This is a genomic window from Micromonospora mirobrigensis (assembly GCF_900091555.1).
Taxonomy (GTDB): Bacteria; Actinomycetota; Actinomycetes; order Mycobacteriales; family Micromonosporaceae; genus Micromonospora; species Micromonospora mirobrigensis.
Map to the genome: position 1 here is coordinate 1,319,742 of NZ_FMCX01000001.1, position 18,480 is coordinate 1,338,221.

Consider the following 18,480-nt stretch of genomic DNA (forward strand, 5'->3'; position numbering starts at 1 on the left):
CGGCAACTACCCCGAAGGGCCGGCATCGAACGCCCGTCCGCCGACCCCGGGCGCCGGCCCACCCGGGGGCAGGCCGGCGCCGATGGTCAGCCAGGTTCAGCAGTACGTGTAGCTGCCGGTGCTCCCCCACGAGCAGGAGTCGATCGCAGCGCCGGCCGCGTTGCGCACGTACGCGGCGTCGCCGGTGTTGTTCCAGACGTACGCGGAGCGGCCCCAGTAGAAGTGCCGGTTGCCGTTGGTGCCCTTGCCGGTGTGCAGGTACGCCGCGTACCCGGCGGGCAGCCAGTAGTCGGTCGGGAACTTGTAGACGTGTCCGGCCTTGTCGCGGATGGTCCAGTTCTTCAGGTTGATGGAGTAGGTCCGCTTGTTGGTCACCCGGACGTACTCGGCGTTGAGGCTGGTGTTCGACCCGGTGTCGCTGCCCGGCGAGTTGTAGTACGCCAGGGTGAACATGATGGCGGGGTAGGACGCCTGCGCGGGGGTGGCGACGGCCAGCGAGCCGCCGAGCGCGAGGGCGAGCGCCGAGAAGGCGCCGATGAGCTTGGTCTTCAAGTGGTCCCCTTGACTCGAAGATGGAGGTCGGCGAGAACCCCTTCGTCGCCGACGAGTGGACAGCACCATATGCGCCCAAGATCGTCTCGTCGCGGGGAGGAAGGCTAGGGCGTCGGAATTCCGACAGAAATTCGCCGGTCCAGCTCCCGGCGCAGGACGGTGCGGCCCGGGGTCATCCAGTCCAGCGGGACGATCACGTCGTACGGCTTGTTCCGGCCGCGCCCGAACCAGTGGTTCGCCCTGAGCGGCGGCCGGGCCAGTTGGGGGTCCACCGGTTCCACGGTCAGCCGCGGCTCCGCCCAGCCGTGCACCCGCGCCCGGGCGATGTTGGCATAGTCGATCACCAGGGTGCCGCCGTCCGGGGTGGCCACCTCCAGCGCCGTGTCGGTCAGCCGCAGCGGCAGCCGGGGCTGACGCCTGCGGACGCGGCGGGACATGATCCCCACCACGACGATCATGGGGCCGTAGAGCAGGACGAGCTCCCACCATCTCTTGTGTTGCAGCGCGCTGAGCACGGCGACGACGGGGACCGCGCAGAGCAGGGTCACCACCATGGTGAGGAGCCAGCGGCGGGGCGAGTACCGGAACACGACTGCGGGCGTTTCATCGGCGGCGCTCACCGACCCTTGCTGCCCGGTGGCCTCCAACGGCAAACCGGCGGGCCCGGTTGCGCACCGAGCCCGCCGGTTCCCGCTCCGTCGCCGCTAACCGACGGGTACGAGTCGGAACTGCTGGTTGGCCTGCCCGTTGCAGTCGTAGATCTGGACCTGCTGTCCGTTGGCGGTGCCCCAGACGTCAAGGCAGCGGCCGGACTGGACGCCGGTGATGGTGCCGTTGGAGTTGACGTTCCACTGCTGGTTGGCCTGGCCGTTGCAGCTGTAGATCTGCACCGCCGCGCTGTTGCCGGAGCCGGCGGCGTCGAGGCACATGCTGCCCGCGTACACGGTCAGTTGCCGGTTGGCGGTCCAGGTCCACTGCTGGTTGGTCTGGCCGTGGCAGTCGTACAGCTGGACCCGGGTGCCGTTGGTCCGCGAGCTGTTGGGTACGTCGATGCAGCGGCCCGACTGGCTACCGACGATCCTGTTGGCGCCGCCCGGCGGGGGCGTGGTCGGCGTCGGGGTCGGCGTGCCGGTGGGTGCCGGGCCGGCGCCGTTGAGGACGTTGAGGACCGAGGTGTACGCGGCCTTCTTGTTGCCGCCGCCGTCGAAGAGCAGCGGGCTCTCGTTGGACCGCCAGGAGTCGCTGTCGCGTACGCCCCAGACGGTGATGCCGATGCAGCGCGGCACGTTCACGCAGGCCTGGGTCAGCCCGGCGTACTGGGTGGTGGAGGCGTTGGTGACGTCGACCTCGGTCAGCGCGACGTCGACCCCGAGGGCGGCGAAGCTCGACAGGGTGGTCTGGAAGTTGCCGGGCAGCGAGCTGCCGCCGGTGAAGTGGGTCTGGAGGCCGACGCAGTCGATGGGTACGCCGCGGGACCTGAAGTCCTGGATCATGCGGTAGACGCCCTGCGTCTTGCCGTACGACCAGTTCTCGATGTTGTAGTCGTTGTAGCAGAGCTTGACCGAGGGGTCGGCCGCCCGGGCGGTGCGGAAAGCCACCTCGATCCAGTCGTTCCCGGTGGCCTGGAGGTTCGACTGGCGGCGGCTGCCGTCCTCGTTGAACGCCTCGTTGACCACGTCCCAGGCGGCGAGCTTGCCCCTGTAGTGGCCCATCACGCCGTTGATGTGGTTGATCATCGCGTTGCGCAACGTGCTGCCGGACATGTTCTGCATCCAGCCCGGTTGCTGGGAGTGCCAGGCGAGGGTGTGCCCGCGGACCTTGATGCCCCGGCTGTTGGCCCAGTTGTAGATCTGGTCGCCGGCCGTGAAGTTGAAGACGTTCTGCTGGGGCTCGGTCGCGTCCGGCTTCATCTCGTTCTCGGCCGTGACCATGTTGAACTCGCGGGCGGCGATGGTGCTGTACGCCGAGTCGCCCAGCCTGCCGCCGGCGATGGCGGTGCCGAAGTACCGACCGGACTGCGTCGCGGCGGCGCCCAGCGTGCTGGCCGCCTGGGCCAGGCTGGGCACCACCAGCGCCGCACCGACCACGGCGAGGGCGCTGGCGGCGGCCACCGCCAACCGGTAGCGGCCGTGTCTCGTCAGACGTCTCATGACACTCCTCTGCGCGTATCGAACGGGCGACCCGCGGCCACCACTCCGGGGCCGCGGCACCGAAACTTTTCGGTAATGTTCCGGTAACTGACATCGGACGATACCGACGAGCCAGTGATCGGTCAATGTCGATATGACGGCCTCAAGGCGGCCACCATCCGGGTGCCCGGAGCGTCGGCGTCGCCGAAAGTTTCGGAGCTGCTGCCGGCAGGCGGATCTCCGGGAGGCGCGGACCGCGCGCCCGAGGACACCTCGGACGCCGCGCGTTGGTTAGCCTGGCGCCTCACGCCCGGAGGGGGTCTGTCGATGCTCGACACGGTGCTACGCCGCGCGGTCGCGGTGGTGGCCGTCGGCCTGGTCGCCGCCTGCGGTCCCTCGACCACCCCCACCGGGAACGAGGCACTTCCGACGAGCCCGGCCCCGACCTCCGCCCCGGCCTCCCCCACCGGTACGACGGATGAGCCCGGCTACTCCGCGGCGCTGTCCGCACGGTTGCTGACCGAGGACTCCCTGCCGCCCGGCTTCACGGTGGAGATCGCGACGGTGATGGCGGCCGACGCCGGCAACCGCCTGCCGGGCACCGGAACGTCCTGTTCGGACATCGTCCCGCTGCTGTCGGCCCGCCGGTTGACCGGCACCCCGTCGGCGATCGCCGCGGCCACCCTCCCCCGGGATTCGGGCCCCGACGACCTGTGGCTGGGCACCGAGGTTCTCCGCACCTACGCCGACGACGGTGCCCGTCGCGCGTTGACCGACCTGCGTACCCTCGTCGCCCGCTGCCCCAACGTCCTCCCGCCCGACGGCACCGGCCGCTACCGTTACGCGATCGCCCCGGGACCGCGGCTCGGCGACGAGAGCGTGCACGTCCGTCAGAGCGCGGGAACCGGCCCCGACACGACGCGGTGGGACTGCCTGCTCGTCCGGGTCGGCACCGACCTGGTGGTCATCCAGGAGGAGGGCAACAAGCCCGGCGGCGACGAACTCCTCGTCCAGCTCGCCGAGGCCGCGGTCCGCAGGTACCGGACGACCGGATCCTGAATGGCCGCGTACGCCGCCGGTCCCCGAACCCCGGGCGGCGCGGCCGTCGCCCTCCGCCGGCTCGCCGCCGCCCTGGTGGCGCTCGCCTGGGCGATGCTCGGCTACGGCCTGTTCCCGCTCCTCTCACCACCCGACCGGCGGGCGTGGGACGACCTGGAGGCCGGCGGCCGGTTGGCCGTCAACCTCACCGTCCACCTGCCCTACCTGGCACTGACGCTGCCCGTCGCCGTCGTGGTCGTCCTCGGCCTGCGCCGCACCCCCGTGCCACTCGCGCCGCTCGTCGTCGCGGTGGCCGTCGTCGCGCTCTTCGGCTGCTGGGTGACCGCGCAGGGCCTCCTGTTCGCCGCCCAACCCCGGCTCGCGGCGTCGCTGATCACCTCTCTGATCGCCGACACGGCTGCCGCCGCCGCGCTCGCCGCCGCGTGGACGACGGCCGACCGGCCCACCACAACCACCCGGTGAGCAGCGGGCGCAACCCGGCCGGCACGTCACTCAGCTCGGCCGCCGTCGGCCGGGCCGGCGGGGCAGCGCGGGCCCGCCGAATCTTGACATGCTGGGTCCCGAGCTCGAGGAGGCACTGATGGACAGCTCGATCGCTCGGACATCCGCGGCCTACGCCGAACCGGGCCGGATGACCTCCGCCGGGGCGTACGCCGGCCTGGTCGACGCGCTGCCCGCGGACGTCGCGGGGATCGCCCGCGCCGGGCACGGCCTGCTCATCCACGAGCACATCACCGACGCGTACGGGGTGACGCTGTCGGAGGCCGACCGGCAGACCGTCCACCTCCGACCGGTGTCCGAGCTGCTGGCCCGGATCGCCGAACGTGACGACCGGCCGCTGGACCTCCCGCGCGCCCCCGAGCAGCGGATCGCCGCCAACTGCCGGCACTTCAGTGTGCTGCTGGTGACCGTGCTGCGCGCCCGAGGCGTGCCGGCGCGGGCCCGCTGCGGCTTCGGCGGGTACTTCGTCGAGGGGCGGTACGAGGACCACTGGGTGGCCGAGTACTGGGACGCCGCACGGCGGCGCTGGGTGCTGGTCGACGCTCAGCTCGACGAGCCGCAGAGGGAGCGGTTCGGGATCGACTTCGACGTGACCGACGTGCCCCGGGACCGCTTCCTGGTGGCGGGCGAGGCGTGGCGGCGCTGCCGTTCCGGCGAGGCCGACCCGGACGCGTTCGGGTTGAGTTTCCTGCACGAGAGCGGCTGGTGGTGGATCGCCGGCAGCCTGATGCGGGACGCCGCCGCGCTCGACGGCCTCGAGCTGCTGCCCTGGGACGCCTGGGGTGCGATGCCCGAGCCGGAGGAGACGATCGACGACGAACGGATGACCCTCTTCGACGAGCTGGCCCGACTCACCGTCGACCCCGACCGGCACGCGGAGGAGCTGCGACGGCTGCTCGCGGACGACCGGCTGCGCGTACCTGATCGGGTCCGGAACGGACCGCGCGACCGCCTCGAGCCGCTCTGAGGCTGGCGCCGGTCCGGGCCGGGGCGGACCGGCTCGCCGTGCGGCCGACCGCCAGGGCACCGATTCGATGAACCGAATCGCCCGCGACTGGCGATAGTCCTTGTGTGTGGCGGAGACGAGACCAGGCGGTGGAGCGGCCGGTCGACGAGTCGAGCGGTGACGCCGAGCTGTTGGGCGCCGTCGCGGCCGGTCGGGCGGATGCTCTCCGGCTGCTGCACCAGCGGCACGCGCCATGGCTGCGCGCCCGCCTGCGCCGGCGCTGCGCCGACGCCGACGTGGTCGACATAGCAGTTCAGGACACGTTCGTCGCCATCTGGAAGGACGCACACCGCTACGAGGCAACCGGTGCCGACGCCGCGGCCTGGATATGGACGATCGCCGCTCGGCGGCTGGTGTCCGCGCTACGGGGCCCGGCCCATCGCTGGCTCGGTGGGGTCGCCGAGCCACTGCCCGACGTCGCCACGGCACCGTCGGCGGAGGAACTGGTGCTGCTCGGCATCGAGCACGGCGACCTGGGCGCGGCGATCGATCGGCTCTCGCCCGAGCTGCGGGTGCTCATCCAGGCCACTGCGATCGACGGCCTGACCGTACGGGAGAGCGCCAAGCTGCTCGGCATCGCGGAAGGCACGGCGAAGACCCGCCTGCTGCGCGCCCGGGCCCGGTTGAGGGAGCTGTTGACATGAGCGGTTGGCACGTCGACGAGGGGCTGCTCGCCGACTACGACCGGGGCACGCTCCCGCCGAGCCGCGTCCTGGCCGTCGACACCCATCTGTTGGCCTGCGCCTCCTGTCGGGAGCAGGTCAGGGTCGACCCGGTGTGGCTGACGGGCAACTGGTCGGTGGTGTTCGACGCGCTGCACGAACCCCGATCGGGCCCGCTGCACCGGTTCCTGCGCCGGCTCGGACTGCCCGAGCACCGGATCCGGTTGATTGCCGCGACCCCCGCGCTGCGCTGGTCCTGGTTGGGTGCGACGGCGACGGTGCTGGCCCTCGCGGTGGCCGCGGCCTACCTCGGTCGGGGCGGAATGCAGGTCAGCAACGCGGTCCTGCTGGTCGTCGCGCCGGTCCTGCCGGTGCTGGCGGTCGCCACCGCGTACGGCCCACCGGCCGACCCGATGCACGAGATCACCGACACCACACCGGCGGCGGGTCCGGCGCTCGTCCTCTGGCGCGCCACCACGGTCGTCACGGTCGCCGTCGTCATGGGCGTCGTGGCGGCGGTCCTGCTGCCCGGCCCGGGCTGGTACGCCGTGGCCTGGCTGCTGCCGGCCCTGCTGTTGAGCGTCGGGACCCTGGCGCTGAGCACGGTCATCGCGCTCCCGGCAGCCGCCGGTGTGCTGGGCGGCATCTGGCTGGCCGGGGTCGGCACCGCGGTCACCATCCACCGGGATTCGTCCCTGCCACTCGTCTTCGGCCGTACCGCTCAACTCGGTTACCTGTTCGCCGCCATGACGGCCGTCGTGGTGCTGACCGTGCGGCGACGCCGCCTCGACCCGGGAGAGACCCGATGAACACCGTCAGCATCGACGGCCTCGGCAAGCGCTACGGGGCCACCCCCGCTCTGGACGGCCTGGACCTGGAACTCGGTACGGGGGTGACAGGGTTCCTGGGCCCCAACGGCGCCGGCAAGACCACCCTGCTGCGCTGTCTGGCCACCGCGCTGGCGCCCGATCGTGGCCGGCTGCGGATCCTCGGGCTCGACCCGGCGGTCCCCGCACAGCGGACCGAGCTCCGCCGCAGGATCGGCTACCTCCCGCAGAACCCTGGCCTCTATCCCCAGTTCACCGCGTACGACCTGCTCGACTACGTGGCCGTGCTGAAGGAGCTGACGGACGGCCGACGGCGCCGTGCGGAGGTGCGCCGGGTGCTCGACGAGGTCGACCTGACCGACCGCGCCCGCACCAAGGTGCGCAAGCTCTCCGGCGGGATGCGACAGCGGCTGGGGTTGGCGCTGGCGCTGCTCGGGCAGCCCGCGCTGCTGATCCTGGACGAGCCGACGGTCGGCATCGACCCGGAGCAACGGATGCTGTTCCGGGCCCTGATCTCCCGGGTGGGCGAGAGCCACACGGTGCTGCTGTCCACCCACCAGACCGAGGACGTGGGCGCGCTCTGTGAGCGGGTGGTGGTGATGAACGCGGGGCGGGCGGCCTTCGACGGCACCCCCCGACAGCTGATCAACCGCGCCGACGGCCGAGTGTGGTTGTCGACCACCGCGCCGACCGGCTCCCAGCCCTACTGGCGTAACGCCGACGGGCTGTACCGCAGGCTCGGTGACCGCCCCGATGACGGTCGACCGGCGCAGCCCACCCTGGAGGACGGCTATCTGCTGCTGCTCCACAGGTCGGCGCCGGCGAGGGTGGCCCGGTGATCGTCCTCGCGGCACCGGAGGCCCGACCCGCCGGTCGGGTCGCCGTTGCCACGCTGGCCCGGGCCGAGGCACGCCTGGTGCTGCGCAGCCCGCTGCTCTGGGGCGGTCTGCTGCTGTCGGTGGGGCTGGGCACGGCATGGGGATGGACCCGGATGCCGACCTGGGAGACGTTCGCCCAGAACGCGGGAATGTCCTCGTTGGTGTTGGCGGGCGCCCTTCTACTGGCTGGGCAACTGGCGGCGAGCCGGGACCGACGGGCCGGCGCGGAGAGCATCGAGACCGTGCCGACCACCCGTGTTCGACGCGGCTTCGCCCTGCTCGCACTCGTTGTGGTGGCCGGCGGGGCCGGGGCTGTGCTCTGCCTCGCCGAGCTGCTCCTCCTGCTTCCGGCCTGGCCGGTCGGGCGCTTCGATCCCTGGACGTTGCTGGTCACCATGGTCGTCCCGGCGATCGGGGCGGCGATCGGGGTGGCGGTCGGTCGCCGGCTGCCCGCCACCGCCGCCGGCCCGCTGGCCCTGGTCGGGGCGGCCGTGGTGCTGGCCAGCCTGCCGGTGTTCAGCACCGGCACCGACAGCCTGGTCTGGCAGCTCTTCCCCGTTCCCACGGCACCGTGGGAGACCGGGGCGGCTCGTCCGACGGGATGGCACCTGAGCTACCTGCTGGCCGTCCTCGTCGCGATCGTCGCGATGCTGGGTTGGGGACACCGGCGGGTCGTCACGGCCGGGGTGGTCGCCGTGGCGGTCGTCGCGGCGGTGGTGGCCACCGACCAGCAGCTCCGGGCCGTGCCGGCGGTGATCGACAAGTCAATGGAGGACGCGCTGACCGGTCCGGCCGTGCTCGACTGCGAGATGCACGGTGGCGTGCGCTACTGCGCCCTTCCGCACTACACGGGCTGGGTTCCGCTGTGGCGGGACGCGGTCGAGCCGGTCAGCCGGAATCTGCCGGCTGCGGCCCGACGGCCGGCGGTCCGCCAGTTCGGCGACGCCCAGTGGGGCGACCCCCTCGTCGTCGGAGAGCCGGAGATCGTCACCGGGACGGTCTGGGGCCGGCACGGGCGCTGGGCGGAGGACTCCCGCGACCGGATGACCGTCGCCTATGTCACCGCGGTCACCGGACTGCTCCAGCGCCGGCTCCCGACGGCTGCTCCGGGTGGCTCCGCCTGCACGGGTGCCGGCCAGCACCGCACCGTCGTGGCACTGTGGTTGCTGGCGCAGGCAACGCCGGACGGCCGCCGCCGCCTCGCCGACGGCCGGCTGGACCTCGGGCGGGTCCAGCACGGTCGGGCGGACGAGCAGGCCGCGTCGGCGCTGCTGGAGCGCCCGCACGACGAGGTCGCCACCTTCCTGGCGGCGCACTGGACACAGCTCATGGACCCGAACGCAATGGCGCTCGCGCCGCTGGGTGTGACAACGAGACCGCCGAGGGTTCCGCCCACCGACGCGCCACCGGCGTCCGGCGTGACGAACCGGCCGGAATCCTGCCGGTGAACACCCTTCGACTGACGATGTTGCTGACCGGGCGGCTGGCTCGATCGGTGCCCTGGTGGCCCTTGGCGGCCGCGACGGCGCTCGCGGTGCTCAGCCAGCTACCCGCCCTGGTCGTCGAGCCGACGCCGGGTCTCGCGCTGCCCGGGCTCCGGCTGGCCGCCGCCACGCTGGGCGCGGCGGTCTGCTTCGCATTGCCCGATCCGATGGCCGCGACGGTGCCGGCCCCGTCCCCGCGATGGATACGCCAGTGGCTGCGGACGACGCTCACCCTGGTGCCGGCCAGCGCCGTCTGGGCGCTGCTCTACCTGATGGTGGTGACCGTCGACGGCCGGCTCGTCACCGGTCCGCGGAGCTACCTTTTCGTGCAGGCGGCGGTCTGCGGCCTGCTTCCCCAGTCCGTGGCGGCCGTGGCGGCCCGATACCGGAACGACGTCGGCGCCGCGCTCGTCGGACCGCTGGCCCAGGGGGTCGCGCTCGGTGGAACGCTGTTCCTCGCCGGTTCCGCGTCACCGTGGTCGGTCCCCGTCGCGCCGGAGTGGAGCGGGGTGGCACTGGCCTGGCCGGCGGCGCTGATGCTGCTCGCGACCGTACTCCTGCTGGCCAACCGGGAGGTGGTCCGGTCGTGAGGCAGCACCGTTCAGCCACTGATGCCGGGTGGGGAGAGCGCCGCCAGCACCCGCCGGAGGTGGGCCCGCTCCGGCTCGGTGCCGGCGAGCTCCAATGCCCGCCGGTACGCCCGGGCTGCCTCGGGCAGCCGGCCCATCCGGCGCAGCAGCTCCGCCCGCGCCACGTGGTACGGGTGATGCCCGCGCAGCCGCGCCTCGCCGGCCAGCTCGTCGAGGAGTGCGATCCCGGCCTCGGGACCGTCCCGCATGGCCACCGCGACCGCCCGGTTCAACGCCACCACCGGCGACGGGGCCAGCGCGTACAGCACGTCGTAGAGGGCCACCACCTGCGGCCAGTCGGTGGTGGCGACGTCGGCGGCCTCGTCGTGCAGCGCGGCGATCGCGGCCTGCACCGCGTACACCCCGGGTGGACCGCCGGTCAGCGCGACCCGCACCAGCGCCCGGCCCTCCTCGATCATGGCGCGGTCCCACCGGCCGCGGTCCTGGTCGTCGAGGAGGACCAGCTCGCCGTGCGGGCCGGTGCGGGCGTCGCGGCGGGCGTGGATCAGCAGCAGCAGCGCGAGCAGGCCGGCCACCTCGCGTTGCGTGGGGAGCAGGCGGCGCAGCAGCCGGGCCAGCCGGATCGCCTCCTCGGCGAGGTCGGCGCGTTGCAGGTCGGTGCCGGCGCTGGCCGCGTAGCCCTCGGTGAAGACGGAGTAGACGACCTGGAGGACGCCGGGCAGCCGGTCGGGCAGCTCGTCCGGTCCGGGTGTGCGGAACGGGATCCGCGCCTCGCGGATCTTCCTCTTGGCCCGGACGATCCGCTGCGCCATGGTGGCCGGCGGCACGAGGAAGGCCCGGGCGACCTCCGGCGTGCCCAAGCCGGCGAGGCAGCGCAGCGTCAACGCGGTGCGGTCCTCGGCCGACAGGGCCGGGTGGGCGCAGGTGAAGAAGAGTTGCAGCCGTTCGTCGGGCAGGTCACCGGCCACGTCCGGCGGCGGGACGGCGGGCGCGCGTTCCGCCTCCGCCTGAAGCAGGGCGAGCCGGACCGCCGCGCTGCGGTCCCGCCGCAGCCGGTCCACCGCCCGGCGCCGCGCGGTGGTCAACAGCCAGGCCCCGGGGCGGGCCGGCACGCCGTCGACCGGCCAGTGCACCAGCGCCGCCTCGATCGCCTCGGAGGTGACCTCCTCGGCCAGGTCGAGGTCGCCGAAGCGGCGGACCAGGGCGGCGAGCAGCAGGCCACGTTCCTCCCGGAAGACGGCCTCCACCGACGACGCGACCGACGACGTCGGGCCCCCGCCGGTGGAGGCGTCCTCGCCGGGCACGGTCAGGCGTCGAAGTTCGCGACCGGCCGCACCACGACCGAGCCGCCGCCGCGCGCACCCGGGCAGCGCGCCGCCCAGTCCAGGGCCACGTCCAGATCGGGTACGTCGATGACGTAGTAGCCGCCGAGCACCTCCCGGGTCTCGGCGAACGGGCCGTCGGTGATCAGCCGCTCCCCCGACGGGCTGACCCGGACGGTGGTGGCGGTGGTCAGGTCGGCCAGCGACTCGCCGGAGACGTGGACGCCGGAGTCCCGGATCGTCCTGTCGTAGCTCACCCAGTCGGAAAAGGTGCTCCCGTCGGCCGCCGTGGCGGCATCGAGCTCCTCCGGGTTGCTCGCGCTCTGGATCAACAGCATGTACTTCACGGTCGGTCTCCCGTCGTCCCGGTCATTGTCGGTACGACAGCACGACGCACGCCATACCCCCGGATCGACATGCGCGGCCGAGGAATTTACGGGCCGGCGCGGATCACACCGCAGCCCGCCGCCACGGGTACCCCGGTGCCGGGCGCGATCCGGTAACGTCCGCCCGGACCGTCCACTCCGGCTTCCGTTGTCCCGCAACGGGAGCGGCCCGGGCCGGACGGTCGGGGAGGGAGTGCTGTGCCAGCCAGCGCGGACGAGTTCCGCCAGTCGATGGACGAGGCCCTGCGTACCCTGCGTGAGCTGCGGGCGCACCGTCCGGACCCGGACGCCGCCGAGACCCGGGGTGAGGGGACGACGGCCGACGGCCTGATCACCGTGGTCGCCGGGCCGGGCGGCCGGATCGAGTCGGTGACGGTCGCGCCGCAGGCCCTGCGGGAGGGGAGCGACCACCTGGGCGAGCAGCTGACCCTGGCGGTCAACGCGGCCCTGGACGACCTGCGGGAGCGCACCCTCGCCGGGGCGCCGGACGTGCCGGACCCGGCGGTGCTGCTGGAACGCCTCCAGGAGGTGCAGCAGCAGTCGGTACGGCAGATGCGCTCGTTCCTGGGCGCGCTGACCGACGCGCAGGCCCGGATCGGCCGGCAGCGGGGCTGAGACGATGAGCTTGGAGATCGACCCGGACCAGGTCCGTGCGGCGGGCACCCGCCTCGCGGAGGTGGGTGACCGGCTGGCCACGGCGGTCGAGACGGTGCGGGCCCGGGTGGCGGGCTACGGCCAGCCGTGGGGCGGGGACATGCTCGGCACGCTTGTCGGCCTCTCCTTCCCGGTGGTCTCCGACTATCTCGCGACGTGCTGCGAGGCGGTCGCCGACGAATACCAGAGCAGCGGCGAGGACCTGGTCGCCCTGGGTGAGGAGATGGCGGCCGTGGAGGCGGACCTGGTCGGCCGCTTCCAGTCGCTGGGCGGGGAGTTGAGCTGACGCCGTGGGCATGATGATCCCCGCCGAGCTGGCCTCGCTGCTCAGCATGATCGGGTACGACTGGCCGGAGGGCGACGAGGAGAAGCTCTTCGAGCTGGGGCAGGTCTGGATGGACTTCGCCACCACCGTCGAGGAGCTGGGCCGGGAGGCGAACGCGCTGGCGGCCGAGGTGACCGCCGACAACCGGGGCGACGTGATCGCCGCGTTCGAGGCGTACTGGTCGGGGGCCGACGGGCCGGGCGGGGTGCTGGACGGCAACGGCACCGCCACCACCGTGCTCGGCGCGGGCTACGTGGTGGTCGCCGCGGTGGTGCTCGCCCTCAAGGTGCAGATGATCGTCCAGCTGGTCATCCTGGCCATCCAGATCGCCCAGGCGGTGGCCACGGCGGTGGCCACCTTCGGCGCGTCGCTGCTGGAGATCCCGATCTTCAAGATGCTCACCGGCCTGGTCATCGACCAGCTCATCGACCTGGCCATGCAGGCGGTCCTCGGTGGGTAAGCGCAACCGCAACCGGCACCTGCGGGACGCGGCCGTGCCGCCGCAGGTGGAGTCGGCGCTGGTCAAGCCGGTCGCCGAGCTGGCCCACCCGCCCCGGGTTCGCCGGGAATACCATGTCGGCGACGAGCAGCGCCCGAAGCACCGCGAGAAGGACCGCAACCTCGCGATGGGCAGCGCCAGCCGCGCCCCGGCGAACGGACAGGCGGCGCTGGACCGCTCGGTGCAGATCAAGTCGACCAACGAACGCCGCCGGATCGGCGTCGACCACGACACCGGCGAGATCGTCATCCTCGACCGGCACCGCCGGATCGAGCCGCAGAACCCGGGCGGCGACGTCGTCGAGATCTACCACGGGCACGTCCGCGACTGGAACGACACCAGCGCCGACGGCCTCAACGACGACATGCGCAACGCCCTCAAGCGGGGCGGGCTGGTAGACAAGAAGGGCAGGCCGACCCCGCCGCCGAAGGACACCGAATGAGCACCCAGCGCAGCTACTACGAGCCCGCGCCGACCAGCCACGAGACGGCCACCGACGCGCTCGCCGCGAACGACATCGACACGCTCACCGACTCGATGGTGGCGTTGGCCCTGCACGACCCCGACTGGCGCTGGTGCCAGGACTTCTACCTGCGGTTGCTGGACCACCCGGAGGAGGACGTCCGGGCCAGCGCGGCGATCTGCCTGAGCCACCTGGCCCGCATCCACCACGAGCTGGACACCGCTAAGGTGCTGCCCGCGCTGCGCGCCCGGCTGGCCGACCCGGCCGTCGGCGGCACCGTCGAGGACGCCATCGCCGACATCCTCCAGTTCCTCGGCCTGCCGCCCGGCACCGCCTGACCCGCCGGGCCATCCGCCTCAGCGGCGCACGCCGACCCCGCCGTAGCCGTGCGACACCCCGGCCTGCGGCTCCCCGTCGGGCCGCCACTGCGCCAACCGGACCAGACCCGGCTCGACCAGGTCGTAGCCGTCGAAGAAGCGCTCGACCTCGGCGTACGAGCGGGGCACCAGGGGTGCGCTGCTGCGCCGGTAGACCGCCTGCCCCTGCCGGGCCGCCGTCGCCGGGGCGCCGTCCATGGTCAGGTGGGACAGCGCCAGCAGGCTGCCCGGCACCGTGGCGGCGCGCAGCCGGGCCACCGCCGCGTACGGGTCGTCGGCGTCGGGGACGAAGTGCAGCACCGCGACCACCAGCACCGCAACCGGCTCGGCGAGGTCGATCAGGCCGCGGACCTGCGGGTCGGCCAGGATCTCGTCGGGGGCGCGCAGGTCGCCCCGGACGGCCACGGTGCGGCCGTCCTCGGGCAGCAGCCGCCGGGCGTACGCGACGGCCACCTCGTCGGAGTCGACGTAGACCACCCTGGAGTCGGGCGCCACCGCGCGGACCACCTCGTGCACGTTGCCCTGGGTGGGCAGGCCGGCGCCGATGTCGAGGAACTGCCGGACGCCCCGCTGCGCCGCGTACCGGACGGCGCGGCGGAGGAACGCCCGGTTGGTCTGGGCGGCGACCCCGGTGTCCGGGAAGATCTCCAGGATCTTCTCGGCGGCGGCCCGGTCGGCGGCGAAGTTGTGGCAGCCGCCGAGGTAGTAGTCGTACATCCGGGCGACGTTCGGCCGGGCCTCGGCATCCTTCGGCCCGCTCGTCGGCTCACTGGACACGTCGACTCCTTCTCCGGCGCGGCACTGCTGGCGCCTGAATGTCTAGCACCGCTCGCGTCGCCGCGCTGACCCGTGTGTCACCGACCGGTCCCGTTCCGTGCGGGTGTCCGCTGTCGTTGATCCGGCTGCACCGGTCGCCGGCCGGGCCCACGGTGGTGGGGCACCGATCGTCGAGGAGGGACGCCGATGACCCGTCAACGGGAGACCGTGGAGGTGGACACGGTCCTGTTCAAGGCCGTGTACGACTCACCGGCCGCGCTGCCCGGCGCGCATCGCTGGGTCACCTGCGAGCACGACGTACGCCGGATCGAGAAGCTGCTGAACATGCCCCCGCACAGCATCGGCGCCCCACTGTGGGTCAGCGGTGACACACCGGACTGCCCGAAGTGCGGCCGGCGGGTGAACTGGCTCGACATCGTCTCGTCGGCCCTGTCCGGGGTGCACGACCCGGCGATGATCGCCACGGTGATCCTCGGTGACCGCAAGTACGTCAACACCGAGGTGCCGGACGCGATCGCCGGGGTGTACTGCGTGGACTGCCGCACGCCGGTGGAGGACCTGCGCAGCTTCAAGTGCCACAACTGGGCGTACGCCTTCGAGGCGCTGGAGGCGGTGCTGGAGCGGATGTCCGGCCCGATTGCGACGGCCTGACGTCTCCGGGCTGGCTCACCAGGTCAGGGCCAGCGCGGCCAGCGTGCCGAGGAGCAGGAACGGGCCGAACGGCAGGTGGCTGGACCAGCGGACCCGCCGGGCCGCCAGCAGGAGCAGCCCGGTCAGCGCGGAGAACACGCAGGCCAGCGCCGGGCCGACCAGCAGCAACGGCCAGCCGTACCAGCCGAGCAGCGCGCCGGCGCCGAGCGCCAGCTTGGCGTCGCCGAGCCCGAACCCGCGCCGCCCCAGCAGCAGGGTGGTGCCGGCGAAGAACGCCGCGAGCAGGGCCGCCGCGCCGGCGGCGCGCAGCCATGCCCCGGCCCCGGGGCCGGTCCACGCCGCGACTCCCAGCAGCACCAGGGTGCCCGCGGCGGCCGGCCAGGTGAGCCGGTCGGGCAGCCGGTGCACCGCGATGTCGATGAGGACCAGGGGCACCGCCCAGGCCAGCCACCAGGCCAGCGCGAACCGCTCGACCGGCGGCCCGTCGGCGAGGGCGACCACCAGCAGCAGCGCCGCGACCAGGGCCACCTCGACGGTCCAGGGTGGCGCGCCGATCCGGCGGCGGCAGCCGGGGCAGCGGCCCGCCGGGCCGAGCGCCGGCCAGGCCCGGTCCAGCCGGATCGGGGCGGCGCAGCCGTCGCACGCCATCCGGTCGGCGGTGCCCGGGGGTACGGCGTACCGGGCGACCGCGTAGCGGCAGGCCGGCGCGACGGCCAGCACCGCGAGCAGGGCCGATCCCCGGTGAGCGGTGGCGATGGGCGGCTCTGGGGCCAACGAGGCAGACACGGAAAGTAACCTCACGATCGCCGGAGTGTGCCGGATGGTGCGACAAACGGCAGGGATGCCCCGGACAGCCCGGACATCGACCACCACCACCTCACATCACGCTGCGTGTTCGAATGAATTGCCTCTGTTGCATCGGCGGACGTCAGCCTATGCTCGCCCCTTGGGTACGACGCAACCCCCGACAGCAGGCGTCGGAGACCACAGGAGACATCGACTCACCGATAACGCACAACTTCCACAGATGTAAATGCGGATGCGTTCCCTTTCCGGCCCGGCCGGCATCTTCCGGGTGCGCTTCCGCATGCCCGGAAGTCGCTGACCGCAGCGCGACCGGGTCGCCAACGAGGAGGACGCGGCGTTGCGAGTACGGCATTCCCGCCGCTGGGCAACATGCCTGGTCGTCACCGTCGCTGCCGGGATTCCCACCGGCTGCGGTGGCACCGCGCAGCCCGGCGGGGAACCGGTCCCCCGCGCGGCGGCCGCCACCGAGGCCGGCCCGGACGCCGCCGCCGAGGAGGCGGCCGGAAAGGCGGCGCTGGCCGCGTACTCCGGATATCTGACGGCATCCGGAACGGCGAGCCGACGCGGCGATCCCCGCCATCCGGAGTTGGCCCGATATGCGGCCGACCCCCTGCTCACCCGGGTCCGCCTGGCAATTCGTGAGGCGAAGGAGCACGGCGCTATGCGTACCGGAAAACTGGTCTCCGATCCCACCGTGACCTCGGTCGACCTGGCCTCGACGCCGCCCACCGTGGAGATCCAGGACTGCCTGGACGCGACCGGTTGGCGGCTGGTCTACGCCAAGGACCACCGGCCCGTGCCCGGCGCCCGGGGAGGGCGCTGGCTGGCCACCGCCACCGCCGCCCGCTACCCCGACGGCCGCTGGCTGATCAGCACCAGCGCCAGCCACCAGGACCAGCCGTGCTGACCGCGGCCCGGCGCGGGCTGGCCGGGGCGGCGCTCGCCCTGCTACTGGTCCTCGGCACGGTCGGCCCGGCCGGGGCGGCGCTGCGCGGCGGCCCCGACGTCGAGTGCCCCGCCGGCCAGAACGACTGCAGCATCTGGGACGACGACCCGGGCACCGGCGGTAACACCGGCGGTGGCGGCACCGGCGGGGACACCGGCGGCAGCACCGGCGGAGGTGGCTCCACCGACGGTCCCGCCGCGAAGTGCCAGTGGAACGGCCGGGCGCTGCCCTGCCACGACGACCTGCTCGGCTGGTTCAACAACGGCGACGGCTGCTACTACAAGCTGGCCGAGCCACAGCCCAGCGTGGTCGAGGGCAAGCAGTGGTACGTCAAGACCTGCAACGGCGGTGACCTGGGCGCCCAGGAGACGGTGCTGCTCGACGCCGCACCGGGTGGCTTCGAGGCACCGCCCGACCCCGCCGAACTGGCCCGCCAGGCGCTGGCCTCGATCGAGCTGCTGCCGCCCCGGCTGAAGGTGGCGCCCCGGCGCGGCAAGGGCCCCGGCCTGGTCGGCCTCCCGGTCTGGATGTGGGCCAGCCCCGGCCCCAACTACTTCGGCCCGCTGCACGCCAGCAAGACCGACCGGGGGCTGACCGTGGCGCTGAGCGCCACCGTCGACCAGATCGTCTGGGACATGGACAACGGCGACCAGGTCACCTGCACCGGTCCCGGCACGCCGTACACGGTGGACGGCCCGCGGGCCGGTCTCACCTCGCCCGACTGCGGCTACGACCAGGGCTACGCGCAGGCCCGGACGTACCGGATCCGCGCCACCACCCACTGGACGGTCAGCTGGTCCGGTGGCGGGCAGAGCGACAGCTTCCCACTCACCCGCACCAGCAACGTGGTACCGATCGAGATCGACGAACTCCAGGTGGTGACCGGATGACCGGCGCACCGGAGCGGACGGAGAAGACCCGATGAGCCTGGTGACGCAGAACAACTCCGGGCCGGTCGACGCGCCGGTCGCCCCACCGAAGGTGGTCCGCCAGCGGCGTACCCGGCCCGGGTTGCTCGGGCTGGCCGTGCTCCTGATCGCCCTCGGCGGGCTGGGCGCGGCGTTCGCCGTCACCTCCGTCCGGGCCACCGGCAGCTATCTCGCGGTCGCCCGGCCGGTGGAGGTCGGGCGGGTCATCGGCGCCGATGACCTGGTCTCGGTGCAGGTCGCCGGTGGGCAGGGCCTGTCCCCCGTGCCGGCGAAGCGGATCGCCGACGTGGTCGGCAAGCGGGCCGCCGTGTCGCTGATCCCCGGGACGCTGCTCACCATGCGCCAACTGACCGACGGTCCACTGCTCGGCGCCGGGCAGCAGCAGGTCTCCCTCGGCCTCGACCCGGCCCGGGTGCCCGCCCGCAAGCTGCACCCCGGCGACAAGGTGCTGCTGATCGGCACGCCCGCCCGCAACGACGACAGCACCGACCGGGCGACGACCACCACCCGCTTCCCGGCCACCGTGATCGACACGTACCCGCCGAAGAGCGGGGACATCGTGGTCTACCTGGCGCTGGCCACCCGGGACGTACCGGCCGTGGTGGTGCTGGCCGCCCAGGACCGGGTCGCGGTCGTGCTCACCGAGGCGGCCTGAG

24 protein-coding genes are annotated in these 18,480 nt (G+C 73.1%); 17 read left to right on the top strand and 7 right to left on the bottom strand.

The window, feature by feature from the left end:
* Nucleotides 1-96: 96 nt before the first annotated feature.
* From GA0070564_RS06215 to GA0070564_RS06225, 3 genes are all read right to left on the bottom strand, one after another.
* Nucleotides 97-552, bottom strand: a complete 456-nt coding sequence (locus GA0070564_RS06215) for a lamin tail domain-containing protein (RefSeq protein ID WP_245669815.1) — start codon at nucleotides 550-552, stop codon at nucleotides 97-99.
* A 104-nt stretch (nucleotides 553-656) separates the two neighbouring features.
* Complete coding sequence (locus GA0070564_RS06220) at nucleotides 657-1,172, bottom strand: hypothetical protein (RefSeq protein ID WP_141714706.1); 516 nt, start codon at nucleotides 1,170-1,172, stop codon at nucleotides 657-659.
* 84 nt (nucleotides 1,173-1,256) lie between these two features.
* The gene (locus tag GA0070564_RS06225; protein WP_091603708.1) at nucleotides 1,257-2,702 is read right to left on the bottom strand and encodes an endo-1,4-beta-xylanase; all 1,446 of its coding nucleotides are present in this window, start codon (nucleotides 2,700-2,702) and stop codon (nucleotides 1,257-1,259) included.
* A 306-nt stretch (nucleotides 2,703-3,008) separates the two neighbouring features.
* Here GA0070564_RS06225 and GA0070564_RS06230 point away from each other — a divergent pair, with 306 nt between their 5' ends.
* The 8 genes from GA0070564_RS06230 to GA0070564_RS06265 all read left to right on the top strand — a co-directional run bounded on the left by GA0070564_RS06230 (nucleotide 3,009) and on the right by GA0070564_RS06265 (nucleotide 9,688).
* Nucleotides 3,009-3,740 (top strand): hypothetical protein, encoded by a 732-nt coding sequence (locus GA0070564_RS06230; RefSeq protein ID WP_091603711.1) that lies wholly within the window; start codon nucleotides 3,009-3,011, stop codon nucleotides 3,738-3,740.
* Nucleotides 3,741-4,202, top strand: a complete 462-nt coding sequence (locus tag GA0070564_RS06235) for a hypothetical protein (protein ID WP_245669816.1) — start codon at nucleotides 3,741-3,743, stop codon at nucleotides 4,200-4,202.
* A gap of 118 nt (nucleotides 4,203-4,320) precedes the next feature.
* Nucleotides 4,321-5,208: a transglutaminase-like domain-containing protein gene (locus tag GA0070564_RS06240; RefSeq protein WP_091604649.1), complete on the top strand. Its 888-nt coding sequence runs from the start codon at nucleotides 4,321-4,323 to the stop codon at nucleotides 5,206-5,208.
* Nucleotides 5,209-5,312: 104 nt separating this feature from the next.
* Entirely contained in the window at nucleotides 5,313-5,891 is a 579-nt protein-coding gene (locus GA0070564_RS06245) for an RNA polymerase sigma factor (protein ID WP_091603714.1), read from the top strand.
* Nucleotides 5,888-6,718, top strand: coding sequence for a zf-HC2 domain-containing protein (locus GA0070564_RS06250; RefSeq protein ID WP_091603718.1), 831 nt, complete (start codon nucleotides 5,888-5,890; stop codon nucleotides 6,716-6,718). Before GA0070564_RS06245 ends, GA0070564_RS06250 begins: the two co-directional genes overlap by 4 nt.
* Nucleotides 6,715-7,575, top strand: coding sequence for an ATP-binding cassette domain-containing protein (locus GA0070564_RS06255; protein WP_091603721.1), 861 nt, complete (start codon nucleotides 6,715-6,717; stop codon nucleotides 7,573-7,575). Before GA0070564_RS06250 ends, GA0070564_RS06255 begins: the two co-directional genes overlap by 4 nt.
* Nucleotides 7,572-9,062 carry a hypothetical protein gene (locus GA0070564_RS06260; protein ID WP_091603724.1) on the top strand — a complete coding sequence of 497 codons (1,491 nt, stop codon included), beginning with the start codon at nucleotides 7,572-7,574 and terminating at the stop codon, nucleotides 9,060-9,062. Before GA0070564_RS06255 ends, GA0070564_RS06260 begins: the two co-directional genes overlap by 4 nt.
* Nucleotides 9,059-9,688, top strand: a complete 630-nt coding sequence (locus GA0070564_RS06265) for a hypothetical protein (protein WP_091603726.1) — start codon at nucleotides 9,059-9,061, stop codon at nucleotides 9,686-9,688. Before GA0070564_RS06260 ends, GA0070564_RS06265 begins: the two co-directional genes overlap by 4 nt.
* Nucleotides 9,689-9,699: 11 nt before the next feature.
* On the opposite strand, the gene GA0070564_RS06270 is transcribed toward GA0070564_RS06265, so the two are convergent.
* Together GA0070564_RS06270 and GA0070564_RS06275 are read right to left on the bottom strand one after the other, a co-directional pair.
* On the bottom strand, nucleotides 9,700-10,992 hold the full coding sequence (locus tag GA0070564_RS06270) for an RNA polymerase sigma factor (protein ID WP_091603729.1): 1,293 nt from the start codon (nucleotides 10,990-10,992) through the stop codon (nucleotides 9,700-9,702).
* Between the two features lie 2 nt (nucleotides 10,993-10,994).
* A complete protein-coding gene (locus tag GA0070564_RS06275) occupies nucleotides 10,995-11,348 on the bottom strand; it encodes a YciI family protein (RefSeq protein WP_091604654.1) in 354 nt (117 codons plus the stop codon).
* Nucleotides 11,349-11,594: 246 nt separating this feature from the next.
* On the opposite strand from GA0070564_RS06275, the gene GA0070564_RS06280 reads away from it, so the two are divergent.
* Genes GA0070564_RS06280 through GA0070564_RS06300 form a run of 5 tightly spaced genes read left to right on the top strand, consistent with a single transcriptional unit; the run spans nucleotide 11,595 to nucleotide 13,675 of the window.
* Entirely contained in the window at nucleotides 11,595-12,011 is a 417-nt protein-coding gene (locus tag GA0070564_RS06280; protein ID WP_091603732.1) for a YbaB/EbfC family nucleoid-associated protein, read from the top strand.
* Between the two features lie 4 nt (nucleotides 12,012-12,015).
* Nucleotides 12,016-12,336, top strand: a complete 321-nt coding sequence (locus tag GA0070564_RS06285; protein WP_091603735.1) for a hypothetical protein — start codon at nucleotides 12,016-12,018, stop codon at nucleotides 12,334-12,336.
* 10 nt (nucleotides 12,337-12,346) lie between these two features.
* On the top strand, nucleotides 12,347-12,835 hold the full coding sequence (locus tag GA0070564_RS06290; protein WP_245669852.1) for a WXG100-like domain-containing protein: 489 nt from the start codon (nucleotides 12,347-12,349) through the stop codon (nucleotides 12,833-12,835).
* Complete coding sequence (locus tag GA0070564_RS06295) at nucleotides 12,828-13,316, top strand: hypothetical protein (protein WP_091603741.1); 489 nt, start codon at nucleotides 12,828-12,830, stop codon at nucleotides 13,314-13,316. The genes GA0070564_RS06290 and GA0070564_RS06295 overlap by 8 nt, the downstream gene beginning before the upstream one ends.
* Entirely contained in the window at nucleotides 13,313-13,675 is a 363-nt protein-coding gene (locus tag GA0070564_RS06300; RefSeq protein WP_091603744.1) for a hypothetical protein, read from the top strand. Before GA0070564_RS06295 ends, GA0070564_RS06300 begins: the two co-directional genes overlap by 4 nt.
* Before the next feature lie 18 nt (nucleotides 13,676-13,693).
* Here GA0070564_RS06300 and GA0070564_RS06305 read toward each other — a convergent pair whose 3' ends face one another.
* Nucleotides 13,694-14,491 carry an SAM-dependent methyltransferase gene (locus GA0070564_RS06305; protein ID WP_281182061.1) on the bottom strand — a complete coding sequence of 266 codons (798 nt, stop codon included), beginning with the start codon at nucleotides 14,489-14,491 and terminating at the stop codon, nucleotides 13,694-13,696.
* A 186-nt stretch (nucleotides 14,492-14,677) separates the two neighbouring features.
* On the opposite strand from GA0070564_RS06305, the gene GA0070564_RS06310 reads away from it, so the two are divergent.
* Complete coding sequence (locus tag GA0070564_RS06310) at nucleotides 14,678-15,142, top strand: hypothetical protein (protein WP_091603750.1); 465 nt, start codon at nucleotides 14,678-14,680, stop codon at nucleotides 15,140-15,142.
* Between the two features lie 15 nt (nucleotides 15,143-15,157).
* Here GA0070564_RS06310 and GA0070564_RS06315 read toward each other — a convergent pair whose 3' ends face one another.
* Nucleotides 15,158-15,928 (bottom strand): prepilin peptidase, encoded by a 771-nt coding sequence (locus GA0070564_RS06315; RefSeq protein ID WP_245669817.1) that lies wholly within the window; start codon nucleotides 15,926-15,928, stop codon nucleotides 15,158-15,160.
* A 358-nt stretch (nucleotides 15,929-16,286) separates the two neighbouring features.
* Between GA0070564_RS06315 and GA0070564_RS06320 the strand changes: the two genes are divergently transcribed.
* Genes GA0070564_RS06320 through GA0070564_RS06330 form a run of 3 tightly spaced genes read left to right on the top strand, consistent with a single transcriptional unit; the run spans nucleotide 16,287 to nucleotide 18,479 of the window.
* On the top strand, nucleotides 16,287-16,856 hold the full coding sequence (locus GA0070564_RS06320; protein ID WP_091603753.1) for a hypothetical protein: 570 nt from the start codon (nucleotides 16,287-16,289) through the stop codon (nucleotides 16,854-16,856).
* Complete coding sequence (locus GA0070564_RS06325) at nucleotides 16,850-17,785, top strand: hypothetical protein (protein WP_176730554.1); 936 nt, start codon at nucleotides 16,850-16,852, stop codon at nucleotides 17,783-17,785. The genes GA0070564_RS06320 and GA0070564_RS06325 overlap by 7 nt, the downstream gene beginning before the upstream one ends.
* Before the next feature lie 31 nt (nucleotides 17,786-17,816).
* On the top strand, nucleotides 17,817-18,479 hold the full coding sequence (locus GA0070564_RS06330; protein ID WP_091603757.1) for an SAF domain-containing protein: 663 nt from the start codon (nucleotides 17,817-17,819) through the stop codon (nucleotides 18,477-18,479).
* The last annotated feature ends 1 nt before the right edge of the window (nucleotide 18,480 follow it).